At 48.1% G+C, this 14,501-nt stretch carries 14 protein-coding genes and 1 tRNA gene; 8 read left to right on the top strand and 7 right to left on the bottom strand.

The window, feature by feature from the left end; genetic code table 11:
• The first annotated feature begins 66 nt into the window (after positions 1–66).
• A complete protein-coding gene (locus HY811_03155) occupies positions 67–330 on the top strand; it encodes a GIY-YIG nuclease family protein (GenBank protein MBI4833806.1) in 264 nt (87 codons plus the stop codon).
• Positions 321–398: transfer RNA gene (locus tag HY811_03150), tRNA-Val, on the top strand. The genes HY811_03155 and HY811_03150 overlap by 10 nt, the downstream gene beginning before the upstream one ends.
• A 57-nt stretch (positions 399–455) precedes the next feature.
• Here the strand turns inward: HY811_03150 and HY811_03145 are convergent.
• Genes HY811_03145 through kdsA form a run of 4 tightly spaced genes read right to left on the bottom strand, consistent with a single transcriptional unit; the run spans position 456 to position 4,208 of the window.
• The gene (locus HY811_03145; protein ID MBI4833805.1) at positions 456–2,162 is read right to left on the bottom strand and encodes a phosphoglucomutase; all 1,707 of its coding nucleotides are present in this window, start codon (positions 2,160–2,162) and stop codon (positions 456–458) included.
• The gene (gene deoC, locus HY811_03140; GenBank protein ID MBI4833804.1) at positions 2,159–2,803 is read right to left on the bottom strand and encodes a deoxyribose-phosphate aldolase; all 645 of its coding nucleotides are present in this window, start codon (positions 2,801–2,803) and stop codon (positions 2,159–2,161) included. The genes HY811_03145 and deoC overlap by 4 nt, the downstream gene beginning before the upstream one ends.
• Entirely contained in the window at positions 2,781–3,392 is a 612-nt protein-coding gene (locus HY811_03135) for a hypothetical protein (protein ID MBI4833803.1), read from the bottom strand. The genes deoC and HY811_03135 overlap by 23 nt, the downstream gene beginning before the upstream one ends.
• The gene (gene kdsA, locus HY811_03130) at positions 3,393–4,208 is read right to left on the bottom strand and encodes a 3-deoxy-8-phosphooctulonate synthase (protein MBI4833802.1); all 816 of its coding nucleotides are present in this window, start codon (positions 4,206–4,208) and stop codon (positions 3,393–3,395) included.
• A gap of 138 nt (positions 4,209–4,346) precedes the next feature.
• Here kdsA and HY811_03125 point away from each other — a divergent pair, with 138 nt between their 5' ends.
• Positions 4,347–4,604 (top strand): hypothetical protein, encoded by a 258-nt coding sequence (locus tag HY811_03125; protein MBI4833801.1) that lies wholly within the window; start codon positions 4,347–4,349, stop codon positions 4,602–4,604.
• Positions 4,605–4,700: 96 nt separating this feature from the next.
• Here the strand turns inward: HY811_03125 and HY811_03120 are convergent, their stop codons facing one another.
• The 3 genes from HY811_03120 to HY811_03110 form a co-directional block, all read right to left on the bottom strand.
• Positions 4,701–5,486, bottom strand: a complete 786-nt coding sequence (locus HY811_03120; protein ID MBI4833800.1) for a hypothetical protein — start codon at positions 5,484–5,486, stop codon at positions 4,701–4,703.
• Between the two features lie 617 nt (positions 5,487–6,103).
• On the bottom strand, positions 6,104–6,490 hold the full coding sequence (locus HY811_03115; protein ID MBI4833799.1) for a hypothetical protein: 387 nt from the start codon (positions 6,488–6,490) through the stop codon (positions 6,104–6,106).
• Between the two features lie 65 nt (positions 6,491–6,555).
• Complete coding sequence (locus HY811_03110; protein ID MBI4833798.1) at positions 6,556–6,750, bottom strand: hypothetical protein; 195 nt, start codon at positions 6,748–6,750, stop codon at positions 6,556–6,558.
• 317 nt (positions 6,751–7,067) lie between these two features.
• Here HY811_03110 and HY811_03105 point away from each other — a divergent pair, with 317 nt between their 5' ends.
• The 5 genes from HY811_03105 to HY811_03085 all read left to right on the top strand — a co-directional run bounded on the left by HY811_03105 (position 7,068) and on the right by HY811_03085 (position 14,473).
• Positions 7,068–8,663 (top strand): CTP synthase, encoded by a 1,596-nt coding sequence (locus HY811_03105; protein MBI4833797.1) that lies wholly within the window; start codon positions 7,068–7,070, stop codon positions 8,661–8,663.
• Positions 8,664–8,681: 18 nt separating this feature from the next.
• The gene (locus HY811_03100) at positions 8,682–9,425 is read left to right on the top strand and encodes a ribulose-phosphate 3-epimerase (protein ID MBI4833796.1); all 744 of its coding nucleotides are present in this window, start codon (positions 8,682–8,684) and stop codon (positions 9,423–9,425) included.
• A 142-nt stretch (positions 9,426–9,567) separates the two neighbouring features.
• Complete coding sequence (locus HY811_03095) at positions 9,568–13,020, top strand: DNA polymerase III subunit alpha (protein MBI4833795.1); 3,453 nt, start codon at positions 9,568–9,570, stop codon at positions 13,018–13,020.
• Positions 13,021–13,042: 22 nt separating this feature from the next.
• A complete protein-coding gene (locus HY811_03090) occupies positions 13,043–13,684 on the top strand; it encodes an MBL fold metallo-hydrolase (protein ID MBI4833794.1) in 642 nt (213 codons plus the stop codon).
• An 81-nt stretch (positions 13,685–13,765) separates the two neighbouring features.
• Entirely contained in the window at positions 13,766–14,473 is a 708-nt protein-coding gene (locus tag HY811_03085; GenBank protein ID MBI4833793.1) for an NAD(P)H-hydrate epimerase, read from the top strand.
• Positions 14,474–14,501: the final 28 nt, after the last annotated feature.

Below are 14,501 nucleotides of genomic sequence, written 5' to 3'. Positions count from 1 at the left end.
AAGATATTCAATGGGCGGTTAGCTCAGTTGGTTTAGTCCCGATAGCTATCGGGACGACACGCAGCAATGTATTATGTTTATATTTTGGAAAGTGTAACGAGCAAAAAATATTATATCGGGTATACGAATAATTTGGAAACCAGATTAAATAGCCATAATAACGGATTGCAAAGGTGGACACGGAATAAGGGTCCATGGAAACTGGTTTATAGCGAACAATTTGACGACAAAAGAACAGCTATTTTACGAGAAAGAGAATTAAAGAATAAAAAAAGCAGAGTTGTTTTAGAATACCTGATTAATAAAAATAATATAGCAATGGGCGGTTAGCTCAGTTGGTTTAGAGCGTCTGCTCGACACGCAGAAGGCCAGAGGTTCGAGTCCTCTACCGCCCACCATTATTCTCATCGATATGCGGTCATCCCGGATTTGGCCGTGGTACCGCCCAGCATGTCCTACTTCTCCATCGCCTTTTTAACGATATCCTCTCCGATACGGACCAGTTCCTCGGCCCGTTCTTGGGATATCGCATCAGCGTAAACCCGAATCAAAGGCTCGGTTCCGGACGCCCGGATAAGCATCCAGGATTTATCTTGGTAGACGCGTTTCAACCCGTCAATCGTAATATCCTTGACCTTATTTTCAATTCCTTCCCTCTGCCAGATATCAAAGACTTTCTTCATCACTTTGTCTTTTCTCTGGTTATCGCATTTTATCGTGTGTTTCACCTGATAAAACCTTGGAAATTCTCCCGCTAAAACAGAAAGCTTTTTATTCGCTTTAGCCATTATTTCTATTATTTTAAGGCTTGCCAAAATCCCGTCCGGCCAGAGCGCCTGCCGGGCGAAGTAATATTTTCCGGATTCCTCATAGGAAAAAGACGCCCTCAGGTTCTTTATCACCTTAAGCGTCGCCGGCTGTCCTATCGGGCAGTATTCCAGCTTTACTCCTTCCGCGCCGCAGGTATGCTCCGCCAAGCCGGATGAATTAATCGGCGTGACGCAAAGCTTTTCATCATTGCATCCGGCGAAAACCGAGCGCGTAAAGATAGCACCGACCAAATCCTCGGAAAGGACCGTGCCCGCCTCATCGATAAAAAGCACCCGGTCCGCGTCGATATCCGTGGCAATCCCGATGTCACATCCATATTCGGTCACCTTCGCCGCGGTCTCTTTTAGGTTAATTGCCCTGGGCTCGGCGGAACGCTCGGGCACGGGCTGCATATTGTCGTTAATCGCCTTAACCTCGCATCCGAGCTCCCTCAGTAAATCCGGCAGTATCATCGAAGCCGTCCCGTTGGCCGGGTCGACCAAGACTTTATACTTCTTTTGCTTAATCAGCCCGCGGTCGACGCATCCCAAGAGGAATTCTTTGTAGCTCCCAATCGGATTATCCGCCTGTTTATATTCGCCGATTGCCTCGGGCATAATCCTGGCGTTGCGGATTTCATACCGTGCGAATCTTTCCTCCAGGCTGTGCGCCACCTCTTCCGGAATATACGCCCCGTCAGCCATCATAACGATAATCCCGATTGTATTATAAGGCATGTGCGAGCCGGTGATAAGCACTCCGCCGGCAAGCTTATTGCTGACGATATAATGCGCGATGCCGCCGGTCGGAATGGTCCCGCAATCCAGGATATTTATTCCTCCGGAAAGCAGCCCGCCGGAAATAATCCGCGCGAGCATATCCGCCCCGTAGCGCGTATCGTGCCCGATGGCGACAGTCCCTTTATTCCCCAGCCAATCCGCGTAAACATGGCTTATCTTTAAAGCCAGCGTCGGAGTGATTTCCAGGTTGGTCAGCCCGCGGATGCCGGCCGTCCCGAAAAGCTTGGGGGTAGCGTTTGCGGACGTCTTCTTCGAGCTCTCCGGCAGGTAAAAGGCCTTCGGCGGCGGCGCCTCTTTGCTGTCGCCCGCGCCGATAACCCGGAAAGACGGGTCCGCGCCCTTGGATACTTTCAGCAGATTAAGCGGCTTCCTTGCCTTGCCGGGAGATAAAAACATCATCCCGACCATCAGCACCGCCACAATCACCACCACTATTTTAACGAAGCTTTCAAATCTTATCTCGTCTTCCGTCAGCACGAACTCGTTAAGGATGGCAAAGGAAATGAAAAGTATCATGATACTGATTATCAACTTATGCACTTTTGGGTTCATTTTAAGATCGCTCCTATCTTGCTGATGCCGAGCCGGTCCGCCCCGACACGCACCATAGTTAATGCCTGCTTTCTATCGCGGATGCCGCCGGCGGCCTTTATCCGGATTTTATCGCCGGCAATCTTCTTAATCAGTTTTATATCTTCCGCCCTTGCACCCGTCGGCGCGAATCCGGTCGAGGTCTTGACAAAATCCGCCTTGCTTTTTATCACCAGCCGCGTCGCTTTGATAATCTCTTCGCGGCTGAGATACGCCGTTTCTATGATAATCTTAACCACCGCATTAAAGCGGTGCGCGAATTTGACTATCTTCTTAAGCTCATCCAATGCCTTATTATACCAGCCGGATTTTATATAGCCGATATTAATCACCGCGTCTATCTCGCGCGCCCCGTTTTCGATTGCCTGCATTAGCTCTACCAGTTTGGCCGCCTTGGTTTGGTTGCCCAGAGGGAATCCGATGACCGTCCCGACGACGATATTGCTTTTCTTTAGGTAACGGACGCTCTCTTTCACCCAAACCGGGCTGACGCAAACGCCGTAGACGCCGTATTTCCGGGCATCCCGGCAAAACGCCTCGAGCTCCTTTGCCGTCGCCTCCGGCCTTAAGAGAGTATAATCAACTAATCTTGCCAAATTCATTTTTCTTGCCTATAAACCAGCCTGCCAGGAAAGAAACTCCGCCCACGGCCCAATACCACAAAATAACCGTCCACAGCGAAGGATAGCTGTAAGGATAATAATGTATCGTCGTTGTCCGGTAAACCACCGGCAACCGCAGGAAATCATCCCCGAAAACCTGGGAGCCGATTGTTACCAGCGGATTCAGGTTAATCAGCCACTGGAGAACTGCCTTGCGAGCCTCTGCGGAAACAGCGTCTATAAGCGTATCCGCGTAAAACAAGGTTCCCATCATCAAAAAAGCTGTCAGCGTCACCATTGCCTGCGCGGCAACTCCGGGCGCGCCCAAGGCGCACAACAGGAAATATAATCCGGTAAGTAGAACGCAGTAAGAAAGCAGAAACGCTGCAAGCTTAAATGCTCCGCCAAAACCCGCTCCGCCTGAAGAAGCGACCAGGATGATTAAAACCAGGCACACATCGCCAAAGGCAATGCCGGCAGTCTTAAGCGGCCAAAAGGGAGAGGCGTTTTCCTTCCGGCGGCTTAAAATAAAGGGAATCGCCAAAGATAAGATTATCAATCCCAGATAACTTGCGAATCTGGATAGCATTTATGAAACGATTTTATGAATCTGTTTTAAAGTTTTAAGGAGTCCCTGCAGGCTTTCCAGCGGCAACATATTCGGGCCGTCGCACAGCGCCTTATCCGGGTTATGGTGCACCTCCAGGAATACGCCGTCACAGCCGGCGGCAACCGCCGCGCGCGCCAGCGCCGGGACAAACTGCCGCTCTCCGCCTGATTTACTGCCCGCGCCACCCGGCAGTTGGACGCTGTGAGTGGCATCGTAAACAACCGGATAGCCGAATGATTTAATTATCGGGATTGCCCGCATGTCGCTCACCAGATTATTATACCCGAAGGAAACTCCCCGTTCGGTAATGATGATATTGCGGTTACCCGCGGAAGTGATTTTCCCAATAACATTCTCAATATCCCACGGGGCAAGGTATTGCCCCTTTTTTATGTTTATCGGCTTACCGGTTTTGGCGGCGGCGGAGATTAAATCCGTCTGACGGGAGAGCAACGCCGGTATTTGGATGATATCAAGAACCTTGGAAGCCGGCCCTATTTCCATGGCACTATGGACATCGGACAATATCAATAATCCCAGTTCTTTCTTGAGGCGCGCGAGAATATCGAGTCCCTTTTTTAATCCGGGCCCGCGGTAGGAAGAGAGGCTCGAGCGGTTCGCCTTATCGTAGGATGTCTTGAAGATGAAGGGGAGATTGAGCTTACGGGTAATTTCTTTAAGCCGTTTGGCGGTGCTGAAGAGGCTCTTTTCATCTTCTATGACGCAGGGTCCGGCGATGACGAAGAAAGAGCCTTTCCCGCCGAAGAGCTGTTTGCCTATCTTTATCGCTTTCATATCCGTACATAATAGTAGTTTTGGGATAAATATCAAATAAAATAGCGCACCTTTCGCAAAAAGGGAGTTACCAACAAATATTCTCGAAAGCGGAATTTTATTTGAACCAATCAGGTTTTTATACGTATATATATATATATGGAAAGCGTTAAAACAACCTATTGTTTTCTTATAATCAGCTCGGTTTTCATGCTGCTCATCGGCTACTTTTTAACCAACGCAAGAGTGTATTGCAATGGCGAACTTTATCTGGACATGGGCATTTTTATATTCGGGTTATATTTGATAGTCGAAGCGGCGTGTTTCCTGGCATTCGGGTTAGCCATCAGGAAAAGCTATAAAGACAAAGCTAAAAAGCGCTTGACTTTGCTTCCGAAGTGTCGAGGTAACTCCTAATTGTTTTCCTCTAAAACGACATTTTATCTTAACCCGATTGGCGTCCCCGAAGCGTAATCATCAGATATCCCGTGAGGGGCAGCGTAGCGGGATTAACTACAGTTGACTAACCTGAATATCCAGATATAGCTGTGTGGTTTCGAGGACAAAATTCACGCTCACGTCAAGCTCTTCCAAAGCATAGTCTTTAACTAATTGATTGGTCGAGGCGTTTTCTTCGGCGATGACACGTTCCTTGTTTTTCTCGGTCGTTTGGACTATCCTCGACCCGGCTTTTTTAATCCGGTTAATCAGCCTTTTCCTGAATTCCCCGGATCGCTCCGGCTGTGTTATTAAAACCGGATGCCTTCCGTAATAGATATCCGATTTGGTCAGCAACTCCATGACCGTTAAATCTCCGGTCAGCCAACGGGCGGCAAAGGGCACTACGCCCCTCACGATATTCTTATAACCGCCAAAGGGCAATGCCGTCTGGCTTATTTTTAACGCCGTCCAATACGCCTCTTGCTCAATCTTTTCTGCGAATCTTTTGGCGGCTTCCCCGTCCACGGTTTCAAATATCCGTTCGGTATTATCCTTGAATTTGCCGTAGGCTTCGGGGATATTGGTTATCATGCTGTTGATAATATTCTCGAATGTCTTGCCGCGTTTGGTGCGGTAATTGGGGTTAAGGAATTCAATCTTGTTCTTGATAGTAGGCTTAGCCATCTTTTGTGCATAATCGCCTAAGCCGGAGATGGATGCTTTAAGATTCCTGCCCATCCTGGGGCCGGCTTCTATCATGGAGCGCTTCCATTTCTCCAGATACTCCGCAGGCGGTTCATCCGGTATAAATACCCGCACCTTAATCCTTGATATCGCCTTTTCATCATCGTTTTCCATATCTTTACCCTTCCTTTCTGTCCTTTAACCCTTTAATCCTTGAACCTTTGAACTTAAAATGAGTCTTAGGGTGCCCCTCTATATACGGGGTAGGGTGGGGATGCGGCTTTAAAATCTATCCCAAACGGCTCCAAAAGTTATCCCAAGCGGCTCGAAGAGCTACCCCGAACGGCTCCAAGAGTTACGGGAAACTGCCCCAAAAGGTATGGAAAGCGGCTCCAAGAATCCCGGGGAACGGCTCCAAAATCCCTATGGACCGGCACCTAAAGGGCTGGGGACGGGCTCCAAAAGGGCTGGGAAACTGCACCTAAATCTATCTAGAACTGCACGAAGAGGTATGGGGATGTGCTCCAAAAAGTATCCCAACCGGCACCTTGAAAATCAGGGGAGGGGGGTTTTGGAATGCGGAGAGGGGACATTTGCATCATATATGTAAAATTTTCAAACTAACGTAATGTCTCATCGTGATTTCCATATTTAGTAAATAAAATGTTATTATTACCTTGATAAGCATATTGAATACGTTTAGAATTTGTCAATCTAAATCTCCTATAACCCTTTTTACTTTTAATGGGCTCATCCACTAATCCTTGATCTTTTATAATTCGGGGGACATCTTACTCAATTACAATTAACTTTTTGTCCCATAAAGCAATCACAACATCCATTTGTTGGTTCTGCTTAACAGAATTATTTGTAATTCTTGCCCAGAGTTCTTTTTGGCTACGAGAAAGGGTAGTGTCTAGTTGTAGTAGTTGTACAGCTTTAATTGCATATGATTTATTGTTTTCTGAGGCTGTATAATTACCACACGTAACGCCTTTAATTTTTCCTTCTTCGCAAAGACCAAGAAAAGCATTTTTTGGACAAACTTTATCCTGAGTTGTAACTTCATTTTTGAAAATATCAGTAGCTGCTACTTTCCACGCCTCTTCCGGGTTTCTAATACTTTTAGATAATATTAAATCAACCGCTTTAATTGCACATTCTCCAAATTTACCCATTTTATTTCCTCTTGGAACACACCCCGGCGTATTGCCCATCGCCCTTTTTCGGAATATAACTAAACTTACCGGATTAGCCACAATTGGAATTCGGGGTAAGTGTCTTTATCGTAAAAATCTAAATCCTTATCGTCTTGCCAGACAAGCTCGGTAAAGTTTTCGTAATCCTCGTTGTATCCTTTGCAGACAACAATAAGCCTGCGGAACGGATTAACCTTAAGGATAAGCTTTGCTAAAAACGGGCTTATGTTTATTGCCATGAGGTAAAGTATAGATTTCCGAGGACAGATTGTCAAAGCAATTGTATTTTAAAGGACACCTTTTCCCTTACTTAGAGACAAGAAAATAATCGTGAGTTAGAGGTTATTCCCGTAAAACAGGATAAGGGAAAATCATTTTATATTATGAAGTTGTCCCGTTCAGCTATGCGGGACGGGACGCCTGATTAATTGTAGTTTGTAGAGGCGGTTTTTCTTGCAGTGCAGAAAAGCGGGGGCTTTTCTGACCACTGAAAATATTAAAGTTATCTTGTAGGATTTTCTTGCTTTTCCTTTTTAGTGTGCTATGATATTATCCCATGACCAAGTTCGTTTTTATAACGGGTGGCGTGGTTTCTTCACTCGGCAAAGGCCTCACCTCCGCTTCCATCGGACTCTTGCTCGAAAACCAGGGGCTTAAAATCAGCCTCCAGAAATTCGACCCCTATATCAACGTCGACCCCGGCACCATGAATCCCTTCCAGCACGGCGAGGTCTACGTCACCGAAGACGGCGCCGAGACCGACCTGGACCTGGGCCATTACGAAAGGTTCACTAATGCCCAGCTGACTAAAGATTCTAATTTCACGACCGGCCGCATCTATTCCTCGGTCATCGCCAAGGAACGCCGCGGAGAATACCTCGGCAAGACCGTCCAGGTAATCCCCCATATCACGGACGAAATCAAGGCCGCCATCATGAAACCCATCCGGCGCGATACTGATGTCGCACTGGTCGAAATCGGCGGGACGGTCGGCGATATCGAAGGACTCCCCTTCCTGGAAGCCATCCGCCAGTTCAGGCTGGAGCACGGAGCGGAAAACGTCCTCTTTATCCACCTGACGCTTATTCCGTACCTGTGCGCCAGCGGCGAGCTTAAAACCAAGCCCACCCAGCACAGCGTCGGGAAACTGCGGGAAATAGGAATCCAGCCGGATATCCTCATCTGCCGGACGGAAAAAGCGCTGACCGAGGAAATGCTCGGCAAAATCGCCCTCTTCTGCAATGTCGCCCGGAACGCCGTCATAGAGGAAAAAGACGTGGATTACAGCATCTACCAGGTGCCGGTGATGCTTTCCGAACAAAGGCTGGATGAAATCATCATCAAGCGCCTTAAGCTTAAATGCTCTAAGCGTGACCTGCGGAAATGGCACAAGATATTACAGACCATAAAAAAGCCGCGCCTGGAAACCGAGATTGCCATGGTCGGCAAATACCTGGAGCTCTCTGACGCGTATAAATCCATCAACGAATCGCTGACGCACGCCGGAATCGCCAATAACTGCCGGGTGAAAATCCGGCGGGTGAATGCCGAAGACGTGGAAAGATACGGCGCGGCTAAAATGCTTAAAGGGGTGAAAGGCATCCTCGTCCCCGGCGGATTTGGAATACGCGGAATCGAAGGCAAAATAAAGGCAATCGAATACGCCCGCACCAGGAATATCCCGTTCCTGGGGCTGTGCCTGGGGATGCAATGCGCGGTAATTGAATTCGCCCGGAATGTTTTAGGATGGAAAAAGGCGCACTCGACCGAATTCGCCAAGCAAACGCCCTATCCGGTAATCGATTTGATGAGCACCCAGTTGGGGCTAAAGGATATGGGTGGGACGATGCGGCTGGGCTCATATCCATGCAACCTGTCGCAGGGGTCGCTTGCCGCCCGGGCCTACGGCGCCAAAAAGATATGCGAACGCCACCGCCACCGTTATGAATTCAACGACCATTACCGGCAGGCATTTATCGACCACGGGCTAACCCTTTCCGGAGTCTGCCCGGATAATAACCTGGTGGAAATAATAGAACTCAAGAAACACCCCTGGTTCTTGGCCGTGCAATTCCATCCGGAGTTTAAATCCAAGCCCGTAAACCCGCATCCCTTGTTCCGTGATTTTATAAAACATTCGCTGAAACAATAATATTGGATAAGGAATAATATGGATATAAAAGTCGGGGCAAGCATCCTTTCCGCGGATTTTTCCAACCTTAAGGGCGAGCTTAAGAAATGCGAAGACGCCGGAGTCGATATCATACACCTCGACATAATGGACGGGCATTTTGTGCCGAACCTTACCTTCGGTCCGGTGGTGGTGGAAGCTGTCCGCAAACACACCAGGCTTCCTTTGGACGCGCACCTCATGATTCGCAACCCCTCGCGTTACATACCGGAATTCCTGAGGGCGGGTGTTGATATCATCACCGTCCACGCGGAATGCTATCCCTGGGCCGGAAGCGCCAACGAGAAACTCTCCGGCGAGGAAAAGGAGCTCCTGGCGAACCTCGAACGGACATCCGTCATCAAATACGTCCAGCGGGTGGATTTGGCAAAACTTAAAAGGGATTTGGGAATCATCAAAGGTGCGGATGTCAAAGCGGCGGTTTCCCTGAACCCCGGCACGCCTTTGTGTTTTGACGCCCAGCTTTTGGCGGAGATGGATATGGTGCTGATTATGTCCGTCAATCCGGGATTTTCGGGGCAGAAGTTCATGGAAGCGGTCGTCCCGAAGATAAGGCAGCTTCACGCGATTTACAAAGGGGATATCGCGGTGGATGGCGGGATAAACGATAAAACCGCGCCGCTGGTGGTAAAGGCCGGGGCAAATATTTTAGTGACGGCCAGCTACTTTTTTTCCTCGCCCAACCATAAAAAAGCGGTGGCCACCCTGAAGAGCATGGGTTAAAGGTTCCGCGGCTATTAACACACCCCTGCCTTTGGCACCCCCTCTTTTTAGAGGGGACTTAAAGAATCCATCAAACCAACCCGGACGGCTCATCGGAAAATTGTTGCTAATAAATATAAAATCATTATAATGTATCCCACTGATGAAAAAAAGCGATTTCGTCCACCTGCATCTCCACAGCCAGTATAGTTTGCTGGACGGATTTGCCACATTCGAGAATATTTTCCAGATAACAAAAAGATTGCAGATGAACGCCGTCGCGCTGACGGACCACGGCAACCTTTTCGGGGCGGTTGAGTTTTACCAAAACGCCCTAAAAAACGGCATAAAACCGATTGTCGGGTGTGAAATGTACGTAGCACCGGGCAAGATGACGGAGAAAACGCATTCCAATAACGAGGAGCTTTATTACCACCTCACCTTGCTTGTGAAGGACGAGACCGGCTACAAGAACCTGCTTAAGCTTTCTTCAATCGCGTACCAGCAGGGCTTTTATTACAAGCCCAGGATTGACAAAGAAGTCCTGGCTAACCATTGTTCCGGGCTTATTGTCTTAAGCGGCTGCATGAGTTCGGAAATTTCTTATCACCTTAACCACCGCAAGCCGGAAAAAGCATTCGAGGTCGCCTCCTTTTACAAGGATTTATTGGGAGAGGATTTTTACATCGAACTGCAAAACCACGGCATAAAAGAGCAGGAAGAAATCATCAAGGGGCAGGTAAAAATATCCAAAGAACTCAATATCCCGGTTGCCGCCACCAATGATGTCCATTACCTAGCCAGGGATGATTCCAAGGTCCATGATGTGCTCCTGTGCATTGCCACGAACAAGCTCGTCACCGATTCCAACCGTCTCAAGATGTCGACGGATGAATTCTATTATAAAACACCCGATGAAATGAAAGCCATTTTTTCCGAAATACCTGACGCGATAAAAAACACCGTCCGGATATCGGATGCCTGCAACCTGGAAATGCGCTTTGGGGATTACCACCTGCCTAAATTCAAGCCTCCTGAAGGGAAAAGCTCGGCGGCATACCTGCGTGCGCTGTGCGAAACAGGATTGAATATGCGTTATGGAACACCAACGGACGTAGCCAGGAAGCGCCTGGAATACGAGCTGGGCGTGATTGAAAAAATGGGCTTCGCGGATTACTTCCTTATCGTCTGGGATTTTATCCGTTACGCGCGGCAGAATAATATTTCCGTCGGTCCCGGCCGCGGCTCCAGCGCCGGGTCTTTGCTGGCATATACGCTTGAAATCACGGATATTGACCCTTTAAAATACGATTTGCTCTTTGAGCGTTTTATGAATCCCGGGCGGCGCGAACTGCCGGATATCGATGTTGATTTCAACCAGGAAGGCCGCGAACAGGTGATAAATTATGTCCGGCAAAAATACGGGAATGATAGTGTCGCGCAAATCATTACCTTCGGAACCATGAAGGCGCGTGCCGCGGTGCGCGACGTCGGTCGCGTTTTGGGCATGCCTTTGTTCGAAGTGGACCGGCTGGCAAAACGCATACCGGATACGCTAGGGATAACCTTAAGGGAAGCGCTGGATTCAGATAAGGAATTGAAAAGCTTATACCAAAACAAGAAAGAAACAAAAGAATTATTCGATATTTCAATGAAACTGGAAGGGCTTTGCCGCCACGCCTCAACACATGCGGCCGGAGTCGTCATTGCCGATAAAGTCCTTACTGAATATACCCCTCTTTATAATAATTCCGGCGTCATTACCACCCAGTACGATATGGACCAGTTGCAGAAAATAGGTCTCTTGAAAGTTGATATGCTCGCCTTGGCGACTTTGCCGGTCATAGATAATTGCGTTAAAATAGTGGAAAAGAACCGTAATATCAAAATAGATATCCAAAAAATCCCCTTGAATGACAAGGATACCTACCGCTTATTGAGCAGCGGCGATACCAAAGGCGTCTTTCAGCTGGAATCCGCCGGCATGCGTGACCTGGAACAGAAATTAAAACCCGATATTTTCGAAGATATCATCGCCTTGATTGCTTTATACCGCCCGGGCCCCTTGAAAAGCCGCATGGTGGATGACTACATCCTGCGCAAGCACGGGGAGGAAAAAACCACCTATTTACACCCGACACTCGAACCAATCTTGAAAGAAACAAACGGCGTTGTTCTCTACCAAGAGCAAGTTATGCGCATCGCTAACCGGCTGGGGGGCTTGAGTCTGGCAGAAGCCGATGCGCTCCGCAAAGCCATGGGCAAAAAAATAGTGGAATTAGCCAGCCATTACCGCGAACAATTCGTCAACGGCTCGGTCAAAAACGGGATTAAATCCGATATCGCCAATGGTATTTATGACCTGCTGGAATTCTTTGCCGGATACGGTTTTAACAAATCGCACTCGGCCGCTTATGCGATGACTTCATACCGGACCGCTTACCTTAAAGCGCATTATCCGGTTGAATATATGGCCGCGCTTCTCACCACCCACCGCCATACAACCGATAAAATCGTGGAATACATCGAGGAATGCAAGCGCATGGAAATTGAAATCGCACCGCCAGATGTTAATGAAAGCGAATCCACTTTTACCGTTGAAGGAAAGAAAATCCGCTTCGGCCTCTCGGCCGTAAAAAACGTCGGCGAGGCAGGCGTGAAAACAATAATCACCGCCCGCGAGAAAGACGGCAAATTCCGCTCTTTCTTCAATTTCTGCGAAAGAGTTGATTTGTCTATCGTAGACAAACAGGTCATGGAAAGCTTTATTAAATGCGGCGCTTTCGACTCCCTCGGTCATCACCGGGCACAACTGATGGCAATCGCCGATAAAACCATCAAGATTGCCGCCCAGAAACAATCGGACCGGAAATCTGGGCAGCTTAATCTCCTTTCCACAAAAACCGGCTCGGATAGCGAAACCAATTATTCCGCGTATTTTGATATTAACAGAATTAACCCGTGGAGCCAGGAAGAATTGCTTAAGATGGAAAAAGAGGCAACCGGGCTTTATATCACCGGCCATCCCCTAGTCAAGTATGAAAAAATCATCAAAGAACTCTCTTCCCATAATACGGAAACCCTTAACTCTTTAAACGAAGAGGTTGATGTTAAAATAGGCGGCATTGTTTCAGGCGTTCAATCGAGCCTCCGGCGGGGCGGAAACGGGAAAAGCGAGAAACGGCTCATCTTTAAACTAAGGGATTTAACCGGCATGATTGATGCGATTGTTTATCTGGATGAACTGAAAAGGCATAAAGACCTCATCCGGGAAGATAGAATTATATTTATCAAAGGGAAATTAAGCATCCGCCAGGGCATCACGGCTATAAAGGTAAGGGAAGTCGCACCCCTGGCGCACGCTTATGAAGAACTTGCCCGAAGCGTCACTATCAACCTTTCAGTTACCGGCCTGGAAGAACGCATCATCCAGGGCGTGAAAGATGTCCTTCAGGCGCATCCCGGTAATTGCCCAGTTTTTATTTATATCACCACTCCGGAAAACCAGAAAATTCTCCTTAAAACAGGCACGGATTTCATCGTTTCCCCCTCTGAAAGATTCATACAGGATATCGAGGAAATTATCGGCGCCGGGCATTTAACGTTTAATCATTAGTAAATATATAGGAAAAAGAACTATGAATGTAGCAACTTTGATTGTCGGTCCCATCCAGGCGTGTTGTTATGTGGTAAATTTTCCGCCGGATTCCGAAGCCCTTGTCATCGACCCGGGCGGTGATGGGGAAGAAATCGTCAACTATCTTAAGAAGAAAAAGCTGAAACCGGTTTATCTCGTCAATACCCACGGGCATATCGACCATATCGGGGCGAACGCGGAATTGAAGAAGGCATTCCCGGATGCCCTGCTCTGCATCCATCCTTCTGATTCAGCAATGCTGGGCGCCTCGCATAAAAATCTCTCCACGGAACTCGGCTTTTCCTATACCTCGCCTGAACCCGATAAACTTCTTGAAGGAAACGATTCCCTAAAGATAGGGAAACACGAGTTTAAAATTCTCCATACGCCGGGACACACCCTGGGCGGCATTTCCCTGTTGCATCAACCGTCCGGGATTAAAGCCGTTCCGACTATATTTACCGGCGACACCCTTTTCCAGATGGGAGTGGGGAGGACGGATTTCCCCGGCGGCTCGATGCAGGAATTAATACGGAACATTAAGGAAAAGATATTATCACTGCCGGATGATACGGTGGTTTATCCTGGCCACGGACCGGCAACGACCGTCGGCGCGGAAAAGCACGGTAATCCTTTTTTGTAATCTGATTAAACGGATTAAACTGATATTTATCCCATCAGATAAATCAGCTAAATCCGTTTACCATACTGAATGTAATTTATTATGAAATATCTTTCCAGGAAAGAGATGCAGGAACTCGACCGCCGGACTATCGAGGAATACGGCATTTCGGGAATGGTCCTCATGGAAAATGCCGGCAGAGCTGTCGCATTGGAAGCTCTCAAGATGCTAAAATCCAAGAAAGGAAGTGCGCTGACCCACCACAAAAATATTCGTCGCGTTCTCGAAGCGAAGCGGAGCGGGATAGTTCATATTATCTGCGGCTCAGGGAATAACGGAGGCGACGGATTTGTTGCCGCGCGTCACCTCTTTAATTCCGGCGTAAAGGTCAAAGTATTCTATCTGGGCAATCTTAAAGAAGCCCTGGCCAAAACCGGCGACGCGGCTACCAACTTGAAAATCGCCCTGAAGATGCGCCTCCCCGTAATGGAATCAACGGTTAAACCGTTAAACGGTCTAAACCCATCACTTATCATAGACGCTATCTTCGGCATTGGCTTAACACGTCCGATAAACGGCCCTATAAAAGAACTGGTTGAATCTATCAACCGCTCTAAAATACCGGTTATTGCGGTGGACGTCCCTTCAGGTCTCGATTGCGACAAAGGTATCCCGTTGGGTATAGCTATCAAAGCGGACAAAACCATCACCTTCGGCGCGCCTAAAACGGGATTCAAGAACAAGTTAGCCAAAAAATACCTGGGAAAACTTATTGTTTCCGATATCAGCATTCCGCGCTTTTTATTTTAGCTTATCCCTGCCGACTTATTCAACAAAA

The organism is Planctomycetota bacterium, from assembly GCA_016207825.1.
Lineage (GTDB): Bacteria > Planctomycetota > MHYJ01 > JACQXL01 > JACQZI01 > JACQZI01.
The sequence above is the reverse complement of the archived record's forward strand: the minus strand, read 5'-3'. Positions and strand labels throughout refer to the sequence as shown.

What these genes read in the sequence shown, in the direction of transcription:
- HY811_03120 (MBI4833800.1), bottom strand. Translation starts at nt 5,486, where the DNA reads ATGGAAAACGATGATGAAAAGGCGATATCAAGGATTAAGGTGCGGGTA.
- HY811_03125 (MBI4833801.1), top strand. Translation starts at nt 4,347, where the DNA reads ATGGAAAGCGTTAAAACAACCTATTGTTTTCTTATAATCAGCTCGGTT.
- HY811_03115 (MBI4833799.1), bottom strand. Translation starts at nt 6,490, where the DNA reads ATGGGTAAATTTGGAGAATGTGCAATTAAAGCGGTTGATTTAATATTA.
- HY811_03100 (MBI4833796.1), top strand. Translation starts at nt 8,682, where the DNA reads ATGGATATAAAAGTCGGGGCAAGCATCCTTTCCGCGGATTTTTCCAAC.
- HY811_03155 (MBI4833806.1), top strand. Translation starts at nt 67, where the DNA reads ATGTATTATGTTTATATTTTGGAAAGTGTAACGAGCAAAAAATATTAT.
- deoC (MBI4833804.1), bottom strand. Translation starts at nt 2,803, where the DNA reads ATGAATTTGGCAAGATTAGTTGATTATACTCTCTTAAGGCCGGAGGCG.
- HY811_03095 (MBI4833795.1), top strand. Translation starts at nt 9,568, where the DNA reads ATGAAAAAAAGCGATTTCGTCCACCTGCATCTCCACAGCCAGTATAGT.
- HY811_03145 (MBI4833805.1), bottom strand. Translation starts at nt 2,162, where the DNA reads ATGAACCCAAAAGTGCATAAGTTGATAATCAGTATCATGATACTTTTC.
- HY811_03135 (MBI4833803.1), bottom strand. Translation starts at nt 3,392, where the DNA reads ATGCTATCCAGATTCGCAAGTTATCTGGGATTGATAATCTTATCTTTG.
- HY811_03085 (MBI4833793.1), top strand. Translation starts at nt 13,766, where the DNA reads ATGAAATATCTTTCCAGGAAAGAGATGCAGGAACTCGACCGCCGGACT.
- HY811_03105 (MBI4833797.1), top strand. Translation starts at nt 7,068, where the DNA reads ATGACCAAGTTCGTTTTTATAACGGGTGGCGTGGTTTCTTCACTCGGC.
- HY811_03090 (MBI4833794.1), top strand. Translation starts at nt 13,043, where the DNA reads ATGAATGTAGCAACTTTGATTGTCGGTCCCATCCAGGCGTGTTGTTAT.
- HY811_03110 (MBI4833798.1), bottom strand. Translation starts at nt 6,750, where the DNA reads ATGGCAATAAACATAAGCCCGTTTTTAGCAAAGCTTATCCTTAAGGTT.
- kdsA (MBI4833802.1), bottom strand. Translation starts at nt 4,208, where the DNA reads ATGAAAGCGATAAAGATAGGCAAACAGCTCTTCGGCGGGAAAGGCTCT.